Source organism: Pedobacter sp. (assembly GCF_035317785.1).
Classification (GTDB): Bacteria; Bacteroidota; Bacteroidia; order Sphingobacteriales; family Sphingobacteriaceae; genus Pedobacter.
In genome coordinates this window covers 16,632-38,952 of the sequence record NZ_DATHGC010000212.1, presented here as the reverse complement: position 1 = coordinate 38,952, position 22,321 = coordinate 16,632, and the positions used below count along the sequence as shown (strand labels likewise).

Annotated in this window: 14 protein-coding genes; all 14 read right to left on the bottom strand. The window is 43.0% G+C overall.

The features are described from left to right. Window positions 1-389 precede the first annotated feature (389 nt). The 14 genes from VK541_RS12980 to VK541_RS12915 all read right to left on the bottom strand — a co-directional run bounded on the left by VK541_RS12980 (window position 390) and on the right by VK541_RS12915 (window position 22,303). Entirely contained in the window at window positions 390-1,607 is a 1,218-nt protein-coding gene (locus VK541_RS12980) for a FecR family protein (protein WP_324370729.1), read from the bottom strand. A gap of 84 nt (window positions 1,608-1,691) precedes the next feature. Further along, window positions 1,692-2,303, bottom strand: coding sequence for an RNA polymerase sigma factor (locus VK541_RS12975; protein WP_324370727.1), 612 nt, complete (start codon window positions 2,301-2,303; stop codon window positions 1,692-1,694). A 66-nt stretch (window positions 2,304-2,369) separates the two neighbouring features. Beyond that, window positions 2,370-3,566: a PQQ-dependent sugar dehydrogenase gene (locus VK541_RS12970; protein WP_324370725.1), complete on the bottom strand. Its 1,197-nt coding sequence runs from the start codon at window positions 3,564-3,566 to the stop codon at window positions 2,370-2,372. Window positions 3,567-3,663: 97 nt separating this feature from the next. Next, a complete protein-coding gene (locus VK541_RS12965) occupies window positions 3,664-4,854 on the bottom strand; it encodes a PQQ-dependent sugar dehydrogenase (protein ID WP_324370722.1) in 1,191 nt (396 codons plus the stop codon). Window positions 4,855-4,898: 44 nt separating this feature from the next. Further along, entirely contained in the window at window positions 4,899-5,138 is a 240-nt protein-coding gene (locus VK541_RS12960; protein ID WP_324370721.1) for a hypothetical protein, read from the bottom strand. Between the two features lie 27 nt (window positions 5,139-5,165). After that, the gene (locus tag VK541_RS12955; protein ID WP_324370719.1) at window positions 5,166-5,813 is read right to left on the bottom strand and encodes a hypothetical protein; all 648 of its coding nucleotides are present in this window, start codon (window positions 5,811-5,813) and stop codon (window positions 5,166-5,168) included. A 28-nt stretch (window positions 5,814-5,841) separates the two neighbouring features. After that, on the bottom strand, window positions 5,842-8,070 hold the full coding sequence (locus VK541_RS12950; protein ID WP_324370717.1) for a TonB-dependent receptor: 2,229 nt from the start codon (window positions 8,068-8,070) through the stop codon (window positions 5,842-5,844). Between the two features lie 350 nt (window positions 8,071-8,420). After that, complete coding sequence (locus tag VK541_RS12945) at window positions 8,421-9,311, bottom strand: type IX secretion system membrane protein PorP/SprF (RefSeq protein WP_324370715.1); 891 nt, start codon at window positions 9,309-9,311, stop codon at window positions 8,421-8,423. Between the two features lie 6 nt (window positions 9,312-9,317). Then, entirely contained in the window at window positions 9,318-12,536 is a 3,219-nt protein-coding gene (locus VK541_RS12940; RefSeq protein WP_324370713.1) for a gliding motility-associated C-terminal domain-containing protein, read from the bottom strand. A 48-nt stretch (window positions 12,537-12,584) separates the two neighbouring features. Next, window positions 12,585-14,426, bottom strand: coding sequence for a carbon starvation protein A (locus tag VK541_RS12935; protein WP_324370711.1), 1,842 nt, complete (start codon window positions 14,424-14,426; stop codon window positions 12,585-12,587). Window positions 14,427-14,481: 55 nt separating this feature from the next. Next, a complete protein-coding gene (locus VK541_RS12930; RefSeq protein WP_324370709.1) occupies window positions 14,482-15,936 on the bottom strand; it encodes a RagB/SusD family nutrient uptake outer membrane protein in 1,455 nt (484 codons plus the stop codon). Window positions 15,937-15,946: 10 nt separating this feature from the next. After that, window positions 15,947-19,060 carry a TonB-dependent receptor gene (locus VK541_RS12925; RefSeq protein WP_324370707.1) on the bottom strand — a complete coding sequence of 1,038 codons (3,114 nt, stop codon included), beginning with the start codon at window positions 19,058-19,060 and terminating at the stop codon, window positions 15,947-15,949. Window positions 19,061-19,064: 4 nt separating this feature from the next. Beyond that, the gene (locus tag VK541_RS12920) at window positions 19,065-21,014 is read right to left on the bottom strand and encodes a heparinase II/III family protein (protein WP_324370705.1); all 1,950 of its coding nucleotides are present in this window, start codon (window positions 21,012-21,014) and stop codon (window positions 19,065-19,067) included. An 11-nt stretch (window positions 21,015-21,025) separates the two neighbouring features. Continuing rightward, entirely contained in the window at window positions 21,026-22,303 is a 1,278-nt protein-coding gene (locus tag VK541_RS12915) for a polysaccharide pyruvyl transferase family protein (protein ID WP_324370703.1), read from the bottom strand. Window positions 22,304-22,321: the final 18 nt, after the last annotated feature.

Sequence of the window (22,321 nt, the reverse complement as noted above, 5' to 3'; positions counted from 1 at the left end):
CCGGTTTGCTGGTAAAAATTGTATTCATTTTGTTGTTGTTGTTCAACAAACAGGCATCCGGCGAGGACTGCAAACTTGCTTTTGACGGCAGTTTTACCTAAGTTTGTTTAGTTTGGTTAAGCAGAATGCCTTTGATTGAACCCTGGGGCACCTGCGGTTAAACAGTTGATAACTTTGTTGTTGACGAGGCCAGATGTCACCAGATCCTGATTGCACATCAGGATTTGGTGTTTTTATTCTTTGAGATGAGGAACATATGCCTGCCTGTCTTTTCTCAATCCTGTTAAGGGTCTTTTTTGTAACGTGTCTTCATTTCATTTAGGTTTTGGTTAATTGGTTGGTTATGTTTAATCCCGTCTGTCCATTTTGAACAGTTCGGCCGTTGTTTCTTATTCCTGACTCGTCACGATCACTTTTCTCCCTTCGATCTTAAACTGGATGCCGCCTGTCAATTGCAGGTTTTCCAGTACTTTTGAAACATTTTCAAAGCGGGAGATCGATCCGCCAAAAGTCTCCTTCCGATCAATCCCTTTATATATGATTTCAACGTCGTACCACCTTGCTACTTTCCGCATGATGCTTTCCAAGGGTTCGTCATTAAATATGAATTCACCATTTTTCCAGTCGACCGCATCAGTTGCCATTCCTTCAATCAGCTTGATCCCATCATGTGTACTGATCGCCTGCTGGCCAGGTTTCAGCCGTGCCGAAGATCCCCCACGGGCGCTCTCAATGCCAACTGAACCTTCGAGAAGACTTGTTTTTGTGACCGGCTCATCTGTGTAACTGTTAATGTTAAAATGCGTTCCGAAAACCTCTACCCGCTGATCTGTACTTTTAACTATAAATGGTCTGCTTTTATCCTTAAATACCTCAAAGTAGCCCTCACCGCTTAATTCGACAGCCCGCGCAGATAACTTACTAAAAGAAGATGGAAATTTAAGGGATGAAGCAGCATTAAGCCACACCTTAGTACCATCCGGCAAAGTAAATTGATATGTCTGTCCCTTAGCAGTGCCTGCCGTTAAAATCTGCGCCTTCCCATCTGCGCCCTGCAACTCGGTGGGAGTAAGTGAGCGTACTCCGACGGGGCCTGAGCTATTCTGTGAGCCCTTCAGCGAACCTGAAGAGCTAGTCCCGGAGGAGTACCGAACGGTACTCCCGTCCGAGTATTTTACCGCACCTCCTATCACCACTCCATTCTTCGCACCACTCAACGCAATCACCTTACCATCAGCAAGCGTTATCGTTGCACCCTTTTTGCCCGGCGCAATGTCATTGACCGCAGCCTGTGCTGAACTTGTTTCAGTATCAGGATGACGTAACGTGTAAAACCAGATGCCTGCACTAAACACAACAATTACCGAAGCAGCAACAGCAATATACCGCCATAAAGAAATGCCCCTAACAGACGGCAATTTTCCGGAACGATGTTTCATAAGCTGCTGAGAAACCCGGGTTTTCAGCCGTTCAAACTCACCACTTGCAAACCGTGGTGCGCCTCCTTCAATTCTTTCATACCACTCGATGATCAATGCCTCTTCCGCTTCACTGGCCTCACCCCGGTTGTATTTCTTTATAAGTTCGCTGATGTCTTTGAGTTTCACTTGATCTCTTTTCGGTACATAACCGCTCAGAAATTAAAAAGTACTATAAGAAATATGAAGTTTTTTAAATTGAGAAATTTACTATCAGCAATGCGTAAAATAGTACAGACCCGAAACCATCAATGCGATCGACATTAAGGAAGGATCATAAATTCTAACCCGTTCTTTTAACCTGATGGTTGCGGTATGCAACTGGTTTTTTACGGTTTGTTCAGACAGGCCCAGCTCTTCGGCGATTTGCCTGATACTAAAGTTCTGTTCTCTTTTGAGCCCATAAATTTCCTTCATCCGCGCAGGCATTTTTGAAATCTCATCGGCTATGATTGCGTACAGTTCTTTACTCAGTAATATGTGATGGGAGGTAAGTTCAAAATCATCATTATACTCCACCCGTTTCATGGCGTGTTTCATCCTGACAGTGTCCTTTTCAAACTGTTTGAGGGTATTATTGCGGAGGATGGTATACAAATAAGGCAAAAGACTGTCCTGCTGTGCCAGGGCGCCAAGGTTGTCCCACAAGGCAATAAACACATCCTGGACCAGGTCCTTTGACAGGTCTTTTGACTGTGTTTTTTTATAGGCCTGATGGTATAGCGGAGACCAGTATTGATCAAAAGCGATTTCAAAAGCCTTTCCGGTATCGGCTCTTGCAATCAAAAGAATTTCCTGATCAGAATATGGTTTCCTTATGGCCATGGTTAAATTATCCGCCCTTTAATTTAATGACAATTTACACCAATATTAAGAAATTACAAAGGCAGCTTATTTTCCGGTCACAATTTTATACAATGCTCCCTTATTCGAATCCAGCATTACCGCTAAAATATAAAGCTCTCCTGCCTGGTCTTCACCAAAGCTATAAACCTGCCAGTAGCCCGCAGGATGTGAAATCGACAACTTTTCTCTTTCCCATAGTGGTTTTTTCACGTCGGTAAGCGCCCAAACAGGCCCCATCCAGTCTGCAAAAACATATTTCCCCTGGAGCCCCGGGATTTGTTTGCCCCGGTATACAAAACCGCCCGTAATGCTGATCCCTTCACTATGCGGATATTCGGCAATCGGGTCTATCCAGTTTTTTGCACCAGGATCATTAGGAAATTTATCGTGCAGCCCTTCCCTGATCCTCCAGCCATAGTTACCGCCTTTAGTAATGATATCCACTTCCTCCCATGCATTCTGACCAACCTCACCGGCAAAAAGTCTCCCGTTTAGCTTGTCAAAACTAATTCTCCAGGGGTTCCTTACGCCATAAGCATAGATTTCCGGACGAACACCATCTTTTCCCACAAATGGATTGTCCTTTGGAATGCCATAAGGCTGCTGATTTACATCGATCTTGAGGATTTTACCCAAAACCGTATTTAAATTCTGTCCGTTCCCAAATTCACCATGCTTGTCGTCACCACCCCCGCCATCGCCCGATGCGATGTATAGGAACCCGTCTGGCCCAAACTTCAGGTCACCGCCGTTATGATTGCTTTCCGGTTGGTCAAACTCCATTACTAATCTGGAACTTGATTTATCTGCCACATCCGGGTTTTGTTTTGAGACGGTATACTCGCGGACTTCACTTTTATGATCAAGCCCTTTCGCCTTCTGGGCACGCACACTGCGATAGATATAAAACTTACCATTTTTGGCGTAATCCGGATGAAAGGCTATACCGAGCAAACCACGCTCGTCGTAACCATCATTCTTTAATACTTCATCCTTAATATCCAAAAAAGGTACAGGCAGGAGCTGACCATTTTTGATGATTATAATACGGCCCTCCTGCTCGATCACAAATAGCCTTTCGGACTTGTCTTTGGGTTCGGCGAAGCCGGTAGGATGTGAAAGCTGGTCAGTGATTAGTTTGACATCCAGTTTGACGGGCGATGTACCTGCCTGGCCATAACAAGCAGAGCTCAAAGACAATACGGAGATCATCAAAGCCGGTAAAAAAGATCTTATATTCATATGCAACGGTAATAATTTAATGCTTATCACAAATATAATCTCTTTACTGCATAAATATATCTCTTCATTTGTCACTTTACTGTGCAGATGAGGGGCATTATTTGCCAGGAACTATTTTATAGACCGCACCCTTACCGCTTTCCATCAGCACTGAAAGGATGTACAGCTCACCGGCCTGGTCCTCGCCGAAACTATAGATCTGCCAGCTTCCCGGATCACGGGAAATGGATAGCTTTTCTTTACTCCAAAGTTCTTTTTTGACATCCGTCAGGGCCCAGACGGGGCCCATGAGATCTCCAAATATGTATTTACCGCTCAGGGAAGGAATCTGTCTGCCACGGTAAACATAACCGCCGGTGACACTGATGCCTTCCTGCCGGCCATAGTCAATAATCGGGTTGATCCAGTTCTTTGGATCAGGATCGCCGGGAGTCTTAATATGAGTACCCTCCCTCACCCTCCAGCCATAATTGCCACCTTTAGTTACGAGATCTATTTCTTCCCAGTTCTTCTGCCCAACATCCCCGGCAAAAAGCCTCCCGTCGACCTTGTCAAAACTGATCCGCCATGGATTTCTGAAACCATAAGCAAAAATCTCGGGCCGCACATTTTCCTTCCCGACAAACGGGTTATCAGCAGGAATTCCATAAGGCGGTTTGTCAATATCGATCCGCAAAATTTTACCAAACACTACATTGAGGTTCTGCCCGTTCCCAAACTCTCCGTGAAGATCGTTGTAGGCGCCGCCATCGCCAATACCGATATATAAAAAGCCATCAGGCCCAAACTTGATGTCACCGCCATTGTGGTTAGACTCCGGCTCATCATAAGACATTACTTCCCGCGCGGTAGTCTTGTCGGCCAGATTCGGATCTTTTGCAGATACCCTGTATTCGCGGATCACACTCCGGTGGTCCAATCCCGGCTTTCTCTGCACACGTTTACTAAAAAAAACATAAAATTTGCCGTTTTCCGCAAACAAAGGATGAAACGCAAAACCAAGCAGACCCATTTCGTCGCCGCTGTTCATCATCAGTACATCTTCAGTGATGTCTAAAAAAGGTCTTTCCAGAAGCACACCTTTACTGATAATCCTGATCTTGCCTTTTTGTTCAGCAACGAACAGCCTTCCCGATTTATCTTTAGGTTCAGCAAAAGCTGTAGGATAAGCCAGCTGATCAGAAATCAGCCTGACGCCAATTTTAATAGCAGAAGTGCTGTTCTGACCGTAAGACAGGCCAAAAGAGAAAACAACCAGCAAAGCAGAAAAAACAACTTTTTTATTCATGTCATCAATTTAGCAATTAATTGATGACATGAATAAAAAAGTTATTATCGTTTTGGGGCACTTACTTCAGTGCAGTTCCATTTACCAGGGCCGCATTTACCAAAAGCAAACCGCATCGACAAAGCATTGGCTGCGATGAACAGCACGATAGCCAGTATTGCAGCCACTTTTGTCAGTGTCGCCAGAGTCGGATTTTTAGAAAACCCGCCAAAAACATATCCAATAATAAATACCATACAAACCGCAAACAGCAGTCGTATGATGATAATCGCTCCAAATCCCATGATTCCTAAATTTAAATTGTTAATGATCTATTTATTTTTACCAGTTAATTCTTCATTTTCTGCCTTTCCCCAATGCGGGTTCACATCAGCTTTCGTATTTTGAAGCAGCGCAAGGCTTCGCTCCGACAGTTTTTTAGCCGCTTCCTTATCTCCGCCCCACATTTTTGGGGTCTTGTACAGCTCCCATGCCTGTACATAAAGTGCCCGCGGATTTTCTGGGTCGAGCTCCTGCGCTTTTACGCGGTACTGCTGCGAAAGGATGCCATATTTGCGGCCATAAGTCATTGGGTTGATGAAAACCTTTGTGCGGTACACCATGCTCAGTACCGTGAAGAGTTCTGAAAGCTCCTTTTTTTGCCGGACCGTATCGAGCATCGATTTTGCCTTTTCCACCTGCTCTTCACCACGGATGCTGTAAGGCTCGATGCTTTCTCCGTCGTCCTGGTTAATAAAGCCCACTTTCGCATTACAAAATGCAGCATAATAATAGGGTAACCAGCTTTTTTGCTGTTCTGCAACCGCCAGAAACTCTTTTTCAAGGGCTTCATAATCTTTGGCTTTTTTGGCCTGATCTAATTTTGTCACCACACTCTGCAATGCAGCTGTGGTTTCCTGTGCTGAAACGGTCATGTGAAATATGACCAGCGCCAGAATGGATAATACTAACTTTTTCATGCTATTGGTTTTAATTTTTAAAAATTGACTATAGATTCTTATCGATGAAGTCGGATGTACGGTCTATGCCGAAGCTCATAAATATCCCTGCATAGAAATACCGGGCTGCCGGCGGGGTTATAGCGACTTTATTGCTCCCGTCAAAGCTGTAGTTGTAGCCAAAGACCTGTTTTGTCCCCAGAATATTATTTACGCCTACACTGAATCCCGATACAGGCTTCTGTTTCCAGGAACTAAAAACGGAAAAGAGGTGCGCAAACTGCAGGTTCATGACACTGTAAGTCCTGGTTTTTCCCTGGTCAAAGATTCTGTATCCTTCACCTGCCGAATACCTGATGTCGTAATAGGGCCTGCCCGTAGCAACTGCATAGGAAACATTCACAAAAGTATTGATGTCGGGGAAGCTCTTTTTAATTGCGATGGTAGCCGTATGCGGCGCCGCAAAGGCCGGCTGAAGCGCGTACGGGTAATTCAGAAAATCCCTTTTGGTATCCAGATAGGTATAGGTTACCCAGTAATCCAGGTCTTTGACCGACTTCTTGTCACGGAAAAAGAGCTCCAGACCCTGCGCATAGCCGCTTCCGCTATTGTCTGTTACCGGCATTGTTTTAACCAGGTCGCTATATTGCTTGCGATAAGCCTCAATGCGAAAGAAACGGTTGTTGGCCTTTTTTGTATAATTCAGCACATAATGGGCGGCATTTGAAAACTTCAGTTCCCTGTCAAGATACAGTACATCGTTCAGTGGTTTCTGGTAAAAGATCCCATAAGCCAGGTTAAACTGCCCGCCTTTTTTTAGACGGTAAGCCAGGCTTGCCCGCGGGGCGACTACGAACTCATTTAATGCAGAAGAATACTCCATACGTGCGCCAACCTTGGCGGCCAGACCATCTGCCAGGTAAATATCCCCTTCTGCAAAAGCTGCTGATAAATTATCGGTAAGTGCCAGGGTACTGTCATTGGACATCCCCCTGTCCCGGTTGTAGAAATGCTCGGCGCCAAAACGCAAAGCCTGGTTATTGGAGAACATTTTGGTGAATACCAGTCTTCCCTGGGCGAAATCAGATTTGATCAGCCGCTGCCCGTTCTTATAGCTTAATGCTTCATGCTCCGGATCAGTGACCTGTCCTTCTGAATTGATCAGGCTGTTGACGGTGTGGTCCTCATTATAGCTATAAGCCATACCTGCATCAACCTGCCAGCTGTCAGAAAGGTTACTCCGGTAGCTCAGGTTATTATAGATACTTTTGCCTTTTACCTGATAGCCAGCCCTGAATGTAGGATTGTCAATATCAGGATTTCTCATACCAACATCACTGACGTTCCAGTTGGTATAAAATTTAACCATACCCGTCTTTCCTGTTTTTATCCTGAAATTCGCATCACCCTCGATGTATTCCGGCCCGCTGAAATAATCGGGCTTTTGTTTGACAACTGAATTATAAAATGATGCATTGGTGTAACGCAGGGTCACCCCATAACTGCTTTTTTTGTTGGGTGACAATTGCTGGATCCCTGCATTGGAGTTTGGCGGAAAGATGGCAAAATAGGCTGATGATTTTTCCGGCAGCTCATTACTTTCCAGGATCAGCGCACTGCTCATCGCCTGTCCGTACAGCGCCGAATAACCTCCGGAACTGAACAATATTCCCTTGAACAGGACCGGGCTCACCCTTGCGTATTGCTGCACACCAGGCACCCTCGGGTAATTGAGATTTTTAAGCAGCGTACCATCTATAAACTGCTTGGTTTCTTCTCCCGTTCCGCCACGCACAAAAAGACCGTCCATTTCGCCGATCTGCTGCGCACCGGGCAGTGATCGCAGCGCCAGTGCAAGGTCACCGTTATTTCCGGCTACCGTAAATGCATCCATTGCGGTAAGTGAGGCTCCTTTGGCTTTATCGCTCGCCTCAAAAGAACCCGCACTAATGGTCACTTCGTTAAGGGTCCTGGTATCTGGTTTTAATACCACATCCAGACGAACTGATGAATCAGACCTGATCTCTTTTCTAAATAACCGGTAACCTATCGAAGAAACCGTCAAAGTCTGGCTTCCTTTGAGACCCTCTAAATTGAAATTCCCTGTACTGTCGGTTTTGGTCGCCATTCCTGCCGGACTTAATGAAACACTTGCGGCGGGAATGATTTTACCTTTATCATCTTTTACCGTTCCTGAAATGCGGTACTGCCCGAAGGCTAAGGCAGATGTCAGCATGAGGAAAATTGCCGCGATATAACTGAGGTGATTTGCTTTCATAACCTGTTCGTTTTTTGAATGATACAGGCAAACTTATATCGAAAAACAACATGGTTTTTGAAGAGTAGACCACACAGGTAATTGTGTAGACGACAGCAGAGATTCTCTTGATATGTTCCTAATACGATCGTCATTACAAGGTACGAAGCAATCTCATGCAGGAGGTTGCCTCTTGTGCCTCATCCTCCTGTACACGCCATCTCCGTTTCTCGAGCCATCTGAATTGCTATTTCCCTCAATAGAAATGACAAAGTCTCCCCTCAGCGATTCTACAATTCCGCAATGGGCTATACGGCCGGTCTTATCCGTATATAGCTATATACGGATAAGACCCTATTCAATTTATCCATTTATTTACTCAGACTCAGTCTCAGGTTGAGTTCAAAACTGCCATTGGTATAGCTGCTTAAAGCAGAGGTCTGTGTGGTATAGGTTCCGCTGATCAGGTATTTCTTTCTAAAGTCCATACCCAAACCAAATGTCGCATTCCTGGTACTATGGTACATCGCCAGCAAAAACACCTGCTTGTTGGCAATACCAAACTGCGCACCCGCATCCCAGATGTTGTCAAAACCTTTCGCCCCCCTGTAGGCTACCTTTGGCTCTGCATCCATACCTTCGGCACCTTCGCTGATCCCGATTTTATAACTTACTGAAGTATAAAAGGTAGCAACATCGGCCAGCTTGATCACATCCTTTTTCAATACACTTTTCAGGTTGGGGATGGCCGCCTGGATGGTCAGCTTATCTGAAGTATAAGCTACTCCAAAATCTCCGTCCAGGTAAGTTTTACGGTCATTGTACTGCCCTACTGCCGGATCATTGGGATTGCCATAAATATCGGCATTTTCTAAGCGCTGGCTCATAAGACCCATTGATACCCCAAAGTGCAACTGATGGTCGTTGTCATTCAGCTTCAGGTGATAGGCATAACTGCCCACTACCCTGGTCTGCCTTTGCAAACCCGCACTTTCGTTGTTTGCCGTTAAACCCAGTCCAACTTTGTTAAAGCCATAATCGACCGTCAGGTTTTGGGTTAAAGGCGACCCAGGTACATTGCTCAATAGCTTACGGTAAGCACCATTCAGCTTTAAACCCTCACCCGCCCCGGCAAAGGCCGGATTGATCAGGTATTGATTGGTATAGTACTGGGAGGATAAAGGATTCAACTGTGCTTTTACCGAGGTAGTAATGATTATGCTAATCGTAATCAGTACTAAGGTTTTATATATCGTTTTCATCTCTGTTTACTCTGGCCTGGTAATGGTAATGAAACCTCTGAAACGTAGCCTGCTCGTTCCAAAATCTATGATATAGTAATAGGTGCCTTCAGCCAGTGGCACTCCATTTAAGGTGCCTTCCCAACTGTTGTCATAACCTTTTTTACCATAAATGAAACGCCCGGCTTTGTCAAATACCTTTACTTCGTTATTTGGATAGAGGTCTATGTTATCGATCACCCATTTGTCGTTTATCCCATCACCGTTCGGAGACATGATATTAGTTGCCTTGACCTTTGCAAAATCTTCCTGCACGATTAAGTTAGTAGCTTTGCTTTCTGTACTGCCGCTGGCATTGGTAGCTGTTACAAAATTCAATGGCAGAGCCCCACCTATCTGTACCCGGTGGCGTAAGCCATTGGTATCAAAAGTAGCGGTAGCGGTATTTAGTACATAATCACCACTGCCTGTCACAGGTAACCAACTGCTTCCATTATATTTTGAAATACCGAAAGGAGATGACGGGGTAAAACCACTGCCTTTCAGACTTGCAGGAAAGCCAACACGAAACGTATAATCTCCTTCTCCGCTTGTACGGATAACATGGTATGACGCATTTACAAACTGGCTCTTGTCTGCAACTACACCGCCATTTGGCAAACCATTAGCTGTAAGGCCCGTAAGTACACTCATTGTAAAGTTGAATGCAGTTTCTGAGGGTGGGGTAATGCGTACAGGCAGATAATTTCCGCCGTTTCCTAAAGGAATATCTCCCTGAGCAGTTGTTAATCCGGTTACTTTAACTTTCGCAATTGCACTGGAACTTGCTGACGACTTGGTGTTGATATAGGAAGTGTTGCTTCCGCCTGAAACACTTGAAACAGTAACCTCTGAAGTTTCCGGAATATTCAGCAATCCCTTCTGCATATCCAGTTTTCCTATCGTCAGCACCTGGTTCAGTGTAACTCCATTGGTTGAATTGACTATCATTTTATTGAGCGTTGCATCTTTAAAAGTATTGGCTGCAACGGTTCTCAGTGTCGATGTAGAAGGAGAAACATTTACAAAACCTATAGTGCCATTAGTTGCATCAATTATGCCGGTACCGTTTAGTGTAATAGCGCCTGCAATATTCATTACGGCACCTAGCTTCAGTTTATGGGTATTCCCAGCTGTAACACCCAGTGCGTTAAAAGTAACATTTCCGCCCATGAACCCGATATTATCAGAACCACTAGTGAAATTTACTGTAAGTGATGACATGGTATTATCATGAGCTACAGAGATACAATTAACTGTATCTTCTGCTATCAGGTTGCCCCTGATATTCAATATACCTGTAGAAGCTCCCCCGGTATACACAGATGATCCTCTTTGAAAAAACACATCAGTTGATACACTTAAAGCAATTCCGTCGCTCACTTTCAGAAAGGTCCCTGCTATAACTGTTGGTGCTATGGTATAGCCCGTCCCTCCGCTACCAATGCTTACCTCTGTAATACCAACTTTTGCCGAAACAGCTGCTCCTGTACCATTTCCTATAATAGACATAGTTGGTATGGAAGTATAGTTCGATCCTGAATCGGTTATAACAATATTCACAATTTTACCACCACTCAATGTTGGTGTGGCCACTGCTCCGCTTCCGCCACCGCCGCTAAAAGTAACACTGGCAGAAGTATAGCCAGAACCCTGATTATTTATATCTGCACCTGTTACTTTTACTTTTGTGATAGTTGCAACAGCACTGGTAGAGCCTGTAGCTTGTCCACCGTTAACAAAAGATAGCGCAGGAATAGTGCTTAAATTACCTGGCTCTACAATGGTTAATGCTGATACTGCATTTGCATTGATCTTTGCCCTTAAAACAGCTCCATTCCCCTCTCCAACTATCAGATTCTTTAAATTTCTATTACCTGCTACAACTGCACTTTGCCCATTTCTTACTAACAAATTAGTTTCTGCTCCAATGGCGGTTGTCGCTGGTACCCAATTTCCGTTTGTAAAAACTTCAAACTGTGCTGGGGTACCCATACTGCTACTCAATCCTGTTGTCCGATAATCACCCGCAGCAGGAACATATTTAAATCCTGCATATTCATTAAACAAAAATGATCCGTAGCCTAATAATATCGCCATACCACTTTCTCCTCCCTTGTCTTGCCTTATTTTTTCCACAACCATTGTGGTAAATTTAACCGGAGTTCCAGACATCCCTTTTCTGTTTACATAATGATTGTAAACCAATTCATAAAATGGAAGAAACTCTCCCCTTTCATCGGGAGAAATTACATCTCCATAATAATTTGGTGTATAGGGTACGCTATAACCTAAATTATATTCAGCGGTATATTCGGTTCCTAACAATAACCTGTTTGAATACAAACCAAAAAGATCCTCCGTTTCTTTTTGGTTATACCCCATTTCGCAAGCTTCCGCTAATGCCCCTATGCCCATTTGGGTATGGTTCTGATCGCGACCACTTTCATAACACTGGCCGGTAGTACCGGAAATGTAATTGTACAGTGTTCCAGAAAAAGTATCATAAGCAGTGCCATCCCCTGGCTTTGCCTTCAAAAAACTGAGCCCTCTGTTGTAAATGCCTCGGTCATTTATAAAAACTCCTATTGCCATCATAGTTTTGGAAATGGCCGCACTCCAATTCCCCGCAGGCCCTACCTGGAAATGTTCAATTACCGGAAAAAAAACATTCCTGAACATACCTTCCGCTTTCAGTATATCTGCCGCGCTCCAGCCTGAGTTTGTATATCGCAGAATTTCCGCAGCATTAACAAAACCAAAACCAAACCACGATGCAGCTAACTTGGCACCGTTCCCGCTAAAAGTCCGCAAGGTATCTGACCAGTTCTTCAATATTTTTTTTGAAATAGTTGCATATTGAGGGTTTCCTGTAATTGTCCACAGAATTGCACACCTATAAGCTATCTGACTTTGGGAAGACAGTGCATTTGACGCATCACTGATGTCCTCTCCTGATTGTCTGCGAACATCGGCATAAACACGTTTCTGCACATAGTTTATATCGTTATAGGCAAGCATCTTAGCATATGTCGCTGCCCATGGCTGCCGTTCCGTAGTTGCATCTTTCTTTATCCTGGCCAGGCCAGCAGCGTTGAACAGTATCCCCGGATGTACAAATTGCGCTTGAGCATGTAAAACGCCCATCAATAAAAAAACAAAGGCCAACAAAGGCATTTTTAGTTGCTTAGTAAATGTTAATTTCATAATGGTTATATATTTGGTTATAGTCTATTTTAGATCCTGTTATAATACTTACCGTTCCACCAACTCCTTTACCGTAGCTCCATAATAATCCACCTTATCTGCTTTCATTTTCGACAATTGATACCATCTTTTAAAAGTGTTCACAAACACGATGAACATCAGCACCATGGCTATGCAGGCCAGGAAAGCCAGTAGATATTGGCCTTTAGGCATGTACATATTCACCACCTGCTCATAGCCCGCCCAGAAGGTGATAAGCGCCATGAACACCCCGGGTATAGCAGCACAAAGGGCGTACTTCTTCCTGTTCATACGGATGAGCATGGTGGTACAAACAATAAGGCCGCATGCTGCCAGCAATTGGTTGCTGATCCCGAACAATGGCCAGATACTGCTTACGTTCCCTGTATACACCAGGTAGCCCCAGGAAAAGGTGAACAGCAAACTGCTGATGATGATCCCCGGCATCCAGTTCTTATCATTGAACCTGGGGATTACCCTTCCTATCATCTCCTGTAAGAAGAACCTGCCTACCCGTGTGCCTGCATCAATTGCTGTCAGTATAAATACCGCTTCAAACATGATGGCGAAATTGTACCAATAGGCCATCACATCATCCATATAAGGTATTTTATTAAATATATGGGCCATACCTACTGCAAGGGATACTGCCCCGCCAGTCCTTCCCTGCAGCTCTACGCCTATCTTCTCACTAAAATAGGCTAAGTCTACTGCCTTTAAATTTGGATTTTGGGCAATGAAACTTTCATACATCTCTTTTGGGGTATTGATGGCGAAATAATCTCCAGGAACTAAAGTACAGGCTGCTATCAAGGCCATCAATGCCACAAAGCCTTCCACCAGCATGGCTCCGTAGCCTACAAATAGGATTTCCTTTTCGTTGGCCAGCATTTTTGGAGTTGTTCCTGTGGCAATAATGGCGTGAAAACCAGAGATCGCTCCGCAGGCAATTACGATAAAAATAAAAGGCAATACAGGACCGCCAATAACCGGACCGCCACCGCTCACGAATTGGGTAAGTGCAGGCATTTGCAGTCTTGGATGTACAAATATCACTCCTATTGTCAGCATAAGGATAGTTCCTATCTTTAAATAGGTAGATAGGTAATCTCTTGGAACTAATAATAACCAAACAGGCAATACGGATGCTAAAAAGCCATATACTGTTATCGCTATGGATATGGTTTCTATCTTCCAGTGAAAAATATGGCTAATGGCAGGGATCTGCATCAGCTCATGACCTCCCACTATAGAGGCGATCAGCATGATCCCCCCGAAAATACTTGCCAGGATAACGCTGTCTTTCCGGTAGCGCATGATTAACCCCATGATCAGGGCAATGGGCATGGTTGCAATTACGGTAAACAAAGACCAGGAAGCTTCATGCATAGCGCTGATACAAGCTAAAGAAAGACCCGCCAGGGTAAGGATAAGGATAAAAAGGATGGCTATTCCTGCGATTAAACCGGTACCTGTACCGATCTCTTTTCCTGCTATGGTAGCCAGGCTTTCTCCTTTATGTCTTACTGATGCAAAGAGTACCACCATATCATGCACCCCGCCTCCCAACACGCAGCCTATCAAAATCCATAGTGTTCCCGGCAGGTAACCAAACTGGGCTGCCAGCACCGGGCCTACCAAAGGTCCGGCGGCTGCTATGGCTGCAAAATGATGGCCAAACAGTACAGTCCTGTTGGTGGCCACATAATCTTTTCCATCTGAAAATTCTATTGCAGGGGTTACGTTTGCAGCATTGAGCTTTAATACTTTATTGGCCAGGAAAATCCCGTAAAATCTATAAGCAATAGCAAATACCAATAAGGCGATAAAAACTAAAGTGAGGGCGTTAACCCCATTTAAAAAATCCATGTCTTAAATTCTTTTTTAATTGATCTGCTGCTAAACGCTCTGATGTATTTATTAATTAATATCCCGGATTCTGTGTTACAGAAGGGCTTGAATTAATTACAGCTTGTGGTATTGGTAATAGATAGTGAAAAGGCTGAATCTCGAGAACACGACCGAATGAAATCTCGGATTGTACGGCACTAATCAGGCGACCTGTTCTTACAAGGTCAAACCTTCTTTGAATCTCGGCAGGAAATTCAAGCCTTCTTTCCAGCCAAACAGCATTTTTAAAAGTTTGATAAGCAAAAGTGTTCAGTAAAGGTGTAGTTAAACCCGCACGGTCATGCACTTTTTTATAAGCATTATATGCTTCTGTATTTGGACCTGTATTTACTTCATTCAGCGCTTCCGCATAGATCAGCAAAATTTCTGAATATCGCATATACGGAAAACTTTTGCCCCCTATTCCTGTAGTTGATGTTAGATCCAGGTATTTAGCAAAAGGAACCGCTCTGGTTACATCAGTAGTTGTGGCTGAAAGCGTATATGTAGTACTACCGAAAGTATAAGTAGTTGGGGCATTTACAGCCCTTCTTGTATCAGCACTTTCATATGAATTAAACAAACTGGGAGTCACCCGGCAAGTTCCAGCTCCGGCACCACCTGCGTAGGGAAGTGAGCGAACTCCGTATAATCTCCCCATGGTAGAACCCAATACGTCCGTTTTACTTTGAATCTCAAAAACAAATTCTTTGCCACCCTTATTGGCTAAAGAAAATGCATCCGCATAATTTGCCCAAAGATCATAGCTATTTAAATCCATCACTTCTTTAGCTTTTGAAGTCGCCAATGCCCAATAAGGTGAACCGGCAGTTGTTCCTGCGCGAGTTAAATAAACCTTGGCAAGCAAGCCTTTCGCCGCACCTCTTGTAGCACGACCCTGGTCTGCAGCAGGAAAAGAAACCGGCAATACTACTTCTGCATCCTTAAGGTCTTGTTCAATAAGGGCATATACCTCATCAACACTTGCTCTTGGTACATCTATATCCAGTGATTTAGTTTCTGCTGTTACCAATGGAACACCTCCATACATGCGAACCAAATTAAAATAACTAAGTGCACGAATAAATTTTGCTTCAGCTACATATTGTGCCTTTAGTGCATCACTCAAAGGAATAAGCGGAATATGCTCAATCACAATATTACTTCTTTGAATAGTTTGGTATGAAGTATTATATTGATTGATAAATTGATTTTCAGGAGTAATTTTATAATTCCAGAGTGGCACACGGTCTCCAATACCTGCAAAAGTTGCACCATCGTCTGTGGTTGCCAAATCTATAAACATAAAATCGCCACCTCTATAAATAGCACTTACCTGTGCATAAGCGGATCCTATAGCAGCCTTCGCATCTTCTGGTGTTTTATAATAGGTATTTCGTGTCAAGTTATTGACAGGAACAAGATCCAGTTTTTTACAACTGGTCAACGTTATTATCAATGAGAAGTATACAATTATTTTAGTTTTCATTTTTTTACATTTAAAAGGTAAAGTTTAAACCCAATAAGAAGGTTTTGGATGAAGGATAGACTCCATAGTCTACTCCTGGTGTGGAGCCACTTCCACTACCTAAACGATTTACATCGGGATCAAACCCTGAGTAATTGGTTATAGTAGCAAGGTTTTGTGCAGACACATAAACTCTTGCCGAACCTATACCAGCTCTTTTTAATACATCCGACGTAAATTTATATCCAAGAGATACATTTTTCAATCTCAAATAACTGCCGTCTTCAACCAGGAAGGATGATACTGTTCTGTTTGTACCTAATGCATTAGCTCTTGGAATGGTATTACTTGGATTTGTAGGTGTCCAGCGATTCAATACCTCCGCGCTATTGTTACTTAAACCATTCAGTCCGAATAAATCAAAGCGGGCAACATTCAAGATATCATTACCATAAGAACCCTGTAGAAATACATTAAGATCTATATTTTTCCAGGTGAAAGTATTATTCAATCCGCCAAAAAAATTAGGATTTGCATTTCCAATCGCCGCTCTGTCTTTGGTATCAGATGTGATCTGGTCATCACCGTTCAAATCACGATAACGTACATCTCCTGGTTTAGCTGATTTCTGCGCAGAGACTGCAATCTCTTCTGCTGTTTGAAAAATTCCATCAAATACCAACCCATAGAACTGGCCCATTGGGTCACCCACCTTTAATAAGGCCGCATTTAGTTGCCCATTACCAACATCTCTGATATCACCCCCTACTACTATTTCATTTAAGTTATTCAGTGCCAATACTTTGCTTTTGTTTGTTGAAAAAGACAATTGAGACTCCCAATTAAAATCCCTTTTCTGTAGATTGGTACTAAGCTCTAGTTCAAAACCTTTATTTTCAACCCCACCTATATTTTTAAATACTGTTGAAAAACCAGAGCTTGGATTAATTCCAACATCAAACAACAGATCAGAAGTTTCTTTTCTATAATAATCTGCTGTAAGCCTTACCCGATTCTGGAAAAACCCTAAGTCTACACCAAGGTCAAACTGAGCGCTCTTTTCCCACCTTAAATCTGAATTAGGCAGAACGGCATTCGTAGTACCGCTGTATAATGTATTTCCTAAGATATAACCACCAGAAGCAAGCGTTGCAATATACTGGTAATCACCAATATCTTGGTTACCCCCAAGTCCGTAGCTTATCCGAATTTTTGCATCAGAAAGCACTTTTTGCGCTTTCATAAAGTTTTCCTCTACTATTTTCCAGGCAAAAGCTGCAGAAGGGAAATAGCCCCATCTGCTATCAGGCCCGAACCGGGATGATCCATCTGCTCTAGCCGAAACAGTAAGCAAATATTTGTTATCGTAAGCATAGTTCACTCTTCCTAAAAAAGATTGAAGAGATGTTTGAGAGGCACCGGAAGTTGGAGCCGTTAATGTTGTACCTGTACCTAAGTTATTGTATAAGGCAAAATCATTAACGAAACCTTTGGCATTAGCAGTAAAATTTTCACGCTCCCATGCCTGGCTGGTATATCCGGCAACAGCATTGAAGCTATGTTTAGCTGCAAAAATTTTGCTATAATTTAAGGTATTTTCATTCAGCCAGCTAACTACCTGATTGTTACTCACTGATGCGGAGCCATTGCCCGTACCAGCTGTTAAAAAGCGGGTAGCATACCCGTTTGATTTTACTGAACTAATATCCGAACCTAAAGTGGTTTTAAAGGTTAAGCCGTTTAATATTTTAAACTCTAAAAATGTATTCGCCAAAACACGCACACCTCTATCCCTGTCAGTCCATTCATTTACCAGAGCTACAGGATTATCTACCGCATAACCATTTATTGATCCCGTATTTGTATAATAAGTTCCTGCGGAATTGTATACAGGGAATGTTGGTGAATAATTTAAAGCTGCACTAACTACACCTCCACCGGCATTTCCGTTAACTTCTGTTCTGGCATTATTACCATTAGTATAAGCACTGTATAGATTAACGCCTGCTTTTAACCAGCTGTTTACGTTGCCATCTACATTCGCTTTCAATGAGTACCGATTAAAATCAGAACCCTTTATTATTCCATCCTGAGCATAGTATCCACCCGAAATGGCATAACGAACCTGATCGCTGCCTCCTGTAACACTTAACTGATGGTTTTGCATAGGTGCAGCCTTTTGGAAAACTTCGTTTTGCCAGTTGGTTCCTTCAGAAAGCGATGATACCAATGGCCTATCTTCAGCAGAGCCATCGAAATAAATAGGTTGGTTGGCATTGACTCTTGCTTCATTTACCATCTCTGCAAATTGTACTGCATTGAGCATAGGTATTGTTCGAAGCGCACTTTGGCTGCCATAATATCCATCATAACTTAAAGTGGCCTTTCCTGATTTACCTCTTTTGGTGGTTACTATTACCACACCGTTATTCCCCCTCGAGCCATAAATAGCTGTAGAAGAAGCATCTTTTAAAATATCAATTGTTTCGATGTCTCCCGGGTTGATGGTGTTCAAATCCGAAACCGGAAGACCATCCACTACATATAATGGGTTATTTCCGGCATTTATAGATCCGGCTCCACGAATACGAATAGTGGTTCCACTCCCCGGTTTACCAGAATTAGTAGTAACATTTACACCAGTTACTCTGCCCTGTAAGGCACGATCAAGTGCAACAATCGGTGTAGCATTGATATCTTCAGCAGATACGCGTGAAACAGAACCGGTAAGATCTGCTTTTTTTACAGTTCCATAACCGATTACAACCACTTCGTTAAGGCCACTGCTTTCTTCTGTTAGCACAACATTTTGTAAGCTTTCAGCTCCATCTGCAAGGCTAACTTTTTTACTTACTGTTTTATAACCTATATAGTTAAATACCAGGTTATAAGTACCGGCTTCAACATTGTTAAATATAAAAGCACCTTTAATATCTGTACTTTGACTTTTAGTAGTTACACCTTCCAGTCTTACGGTTACGCCGGGTAAAGCTTCACCTTTACTATCTGTAACTTTTCCTTTAACAGTTCCCGGACTTTTCTGAAACTTGCCAGAAGCTGCCATAGCCTGACAGCAAAAAGTCAGAATTAGTAAACAAACCATTCCGGACTGAAACAGCCGAAATTTTTCTATCGTTTTTTTCATAAAGTTAGTTTTGCGGTTTATAGGTAATTATAATCTGACCTGCGGTTACCGGTTTAGAGACAGAAATACCAATACGTGTATAAGGCGTACCGCCGTCTGATATTTTTTCGGATTTTAGCAATAGCTTGTTGCCCGGAGAAGAAAAGGTAACTAACATTTTTTCACTTTCTCTTGTCAGCAACAACGTATTATCGGAAGTTTGCTTCCATTCGGAACGAGTGGAAATAGCCGTTTCAAACCCTTCAGGTTTAGCATATTCAAAAGAATCTGTAAATGTAATTCTGCCGGCATCTGATCTGTCGTAATCCATAGTGCGCTCAAGCTTCTTTAGTCCCGGTACCTCATATGCCGAAGCAATGTCTAATGTGATGTTATCTTTTTGCAGGTTAAAGTCTGTACGAACAGTTTTCGCCTTGGCTTGTGTACCCGGGCGCTGCGGCTTACCTGCAACAAGCGGAACCGGATGGCCATACGATCCAACTGTTTTATAAGTATAACGGTATTTAGGATCGAAAATATTGCTTGCATAAGGAATTACACCGGGGTCACCAGCCATTATTTGATTTCCCTGCACAATTGTATACGAACCGATATCGTTATGATTATGAGATTCGCCGTTATTGCCGCCTTTAAGCGCCACACCTATGTTAGCCGAAGAGCCGGGTACGGGTCTGCACACCAGCACACCTGTTTGCTCAAAAAAAGAGCGGATATTTGATTCATCTTTCTCAATATTTTTTTTAGGCTGGAGGCTGAAAGTAGAATTTGGAAAAGCCATCATTACATTTTTGCGGTTATCACTAGTTCCGCTTTGATTTGTAAGTGTGTCATATTGGGTTATCCCTAGCCCTAAACTCCTGTTGAGATAAATCATCATCGCCTCATCAGGCTTTGCCCCTTCCCGACAATCTGAAATAGCAGGATATACTCCGTTTATAATCTCAATATTCGGCGCATAACGAGCAATCTTCTGAACTTTTGGGTCGTCAAAAAGATCAATCTTTCCTCCCGTAGCCTGCCAAATACTTTCCCGCAATAAAATATAATGTCCAAATCCGTAGTTGTAATAAATTACGCCTTCTCCACAATATCCATCATCATTAAATCCTGCTAATCCATTCCTGGAATAATATTCCCCAATGTATGTAAATACTGCTCGCTCATGTTTATCTTCGATTACCGTAAGCGCTGCTCCCACCAATCCGGCCAAACAGACATGATTCCAGTTGTTGTCCGCAATTAGAAAATGGTTTTCTTTATTATCATTCTGTGTGCTAATTTTGCGATGTATTGGATTGAATATTCTTGTATATAAAGCATCCATAGCCTCTTTTCTTAATTTTGGGCTTATCTTATTTCCCATCATATAAAGCGTTTGGGCAATGGTATGAGCATATAATGAAGAGGTTAGATCTACAGAATACTCCACACCATTATAATTCTTAAAATCATAATCGACACGGGGCGATACCCAGGATTTTTGGTTAATAATATCACGTAAGCCCTCTTCTACCATTCGGGTATACTTCCCTTCGTTTTGCAAGCATTCGGCCCAGGTTACTTTTGCCAAGCCTTCTGCCCTTTTTCGCATCATTGTCAAACCTGCGTTTGAAGAAGAGGCACTACCGTTTGATAGAGAGAAATAATCGTCTTTACTAAAAGAAGGAAAGCTATAATTCTTCATTGCCTGTAAAAATTGGTCGTAATTACCTGATTTTAAGAGGCTGTTCCAAACTTTACGCTTATTATAAGGCTCGCCGAAACCTGATGGTTTGTCCAACAGCATTTTTTCAATCTCCTGGACGCGTTTTTCATCAATAGGTCTGAGCGGAAAAGGAGCCGTTTGAGCAATTGATACCGAAATCTTAAAAGTTAAAAGACCGGTAATAACAATAATTTTAGCCGTTAGCAACAAGTGCGTATAATAAGCTGATTTAAAATGTGCTTTTTTCATTTCTTTTACGGTTAACCCTTTAAAGATTCTCCTAAAATCTTCATTGTATCCCTTTGGTATTGAGCTACCAGTTTCTGGGCTTTCTTTACTTTTTCTTTTGAGGCTGCAGGATTTTTCACCATGTCAAGCACAGTAGGAACAATCCTATCGACATCAGTTTTGGTATCCATATCGAACAGCCACTCTTTTAACCCAATGTCCTGCCACATATATCCTTTAGATGTTTGCTCGGTAAAGCGGCAAACGATAGCCGGTACACCCAGGGCTATACACATAATTGGTGAATGCATTTCGAGCCCAAATAACCCTGCAGAACGGACGTATGTACTCACCGCTTCGTCTGTAAGCCAATAGCTATCGCGCCAGATAACCCTGGGCTTAACATCCTCTGGCAGTGGATCATACAGCATTTCCTTGCCTATACGGATTTGCGTTTCATTTTCCGGAACAATTAACACTTTAAGAGCCGTTTGTCTCACCACTTCAATGATCGCATTTCGAATCGGCCGATTGTCATGCTCCTTCATCTTTTCATTCCATGCATGTTTCTTTTCGTTTACGGGCAATTGCTTTGATGGAATCTCCCACCATGGAGAAAACCTAAGCTGGGGAATTACGCAGACAAATTTCCCTGTCTCCAGTGCATGTTCCTTCAGAAATAAATCAGCAGCTTTATCATTTCTTACATCTACCGCAAAGGCGCCGTCCGGACAAAACCCCATAACGGGGCACTTTGCACCTATTTGCTTCGCAAATTCCAGCGATACGGAATCCCTGAAATACGCAAAAGATGCAGTATTGATCAGTTCTAAATCCAACGGGTTGTAATTTCTATCCTGTGCCTGAAAGCCATAATTGCCGGGGAAGGTAATTCCGTAGATTCCATATGGCTTTCCTGTCTTCTTTTTCCAAAGGATCATCTCATTTCTACCGACCAGGGAAGGTCCCGATCCGTGAAGAAAAAAGTCGCACTCCAATATGGCTTTTTGTTTGTCTTCCTCTGATTTTAAGATCTTCAATTTAGGAAACCTGTCCATAAGCATTTCTTCCACACCGGACTTTACGCTATCGGGCCAGAGGCGAACATTCACATGCGGCAGGTATTTCTCAATGAGGGCCAGCACACCTGGTGTATGCGCTATATCACCGATATTTTCAACTTGCCATGAAGAACGTAACAGAATCGTTTTATTGCTTTTGCGATCACTTGCTAAAGCCGGAATGGCCGCCAGGAAACCGGCGAAAGCAAGCGTCTGCTTCAGGAAGTCTTTGCGATTGATGTGAGTCATATATTTGATTTCTTTTTT

Coding starts and splice junctions, on each gene's coding strand:
- VK541_RS12975 (WP_324370727.1), bottom strand. CDS start 2,303: ATGGCCATAAGGAAACCATATTCTGATCAGGAAATTCTTTTGATTGCA.
- VK541_RS12970 (WP_324370725.1), bottom strand. CDS start 3,566: ATGAATATAAGATCTTTTTTACCGGCTTTGATGATCTCCGTATTGTCT.
- VK541_RS12965 (WP_324370722.1), bottom strand. CDS start 4,854: ATGAATAAAAAAGTTGTTTTTTCTGCTTTGCTGGTTGTTTTCTCTTTT.
- VK541_RS12960 (WP_324370721.1), bottom strand. CDS start 5,138: ATGGGATTTGGAGCGATTATCATCATACGACTGCTGTTTGCGGTTTGT.
- VK541_RS12955 (WP_324370719.1), bottom strand. CDS start 5,813: ATGAAAAAGTTAGTATTATCCATTCTGGCGCTGGTCATATTTCACATG.
- VK541_RS12950 (WP_324370717.1), bottom strand. CDS start 8,070: ATGAAAGCAAATCACCTCAGTTATATCGCGGCAATTTTCCTCATGCTG.
- VK541_RS12945 (WP_324370715.1), bottom strand. CDS start 9,311: ATGAAAACGATATATAAAACCTTAGTACTGATTACGATTAGCATAATC.
- VK541_RS12940 (WP_324370713.1), bottom strand. CDS start 12,536: ATGAAATTAACATTTACTAAGCAACTAAAAATGCCTTTGTTGGCCTTT.
- VK541_RS12935 (WP_324370711.1), bottom strand. CDS start 14,426: ATGGATTTTTTAAATGGGGTTAACGCCCTCACTTTAGTTTTTATCGCC.
- VK541_RS12930 (WP_324370709.1), bottom strand. CDS start 15,936: ATGAAAACTAAAATAATTGTATACTTCTCATTGATAATAACGTTGACC.
- VK541_RS12925 (WP_324370707.1), bottom strand. CDS start 19,060: ATGAAAAAAACGATAGAAAAATTTCGGCTGTTTCAGTCCGGAATGGTT.
- VK541_RS12920 (WP_324370705.1), bottom strand. CDS start 21,014: ATGAAAAAAGCACATTTTAAATCAGCTTATTATACGCACTTGTTGCTA.
- VK541_RS12915 (WP_324370703.1), bottom strand. CDS start 22,303: ATGACTCACATCAATCGCAAAGACTTCCTGAAGCAGACGCTTGCTTTC.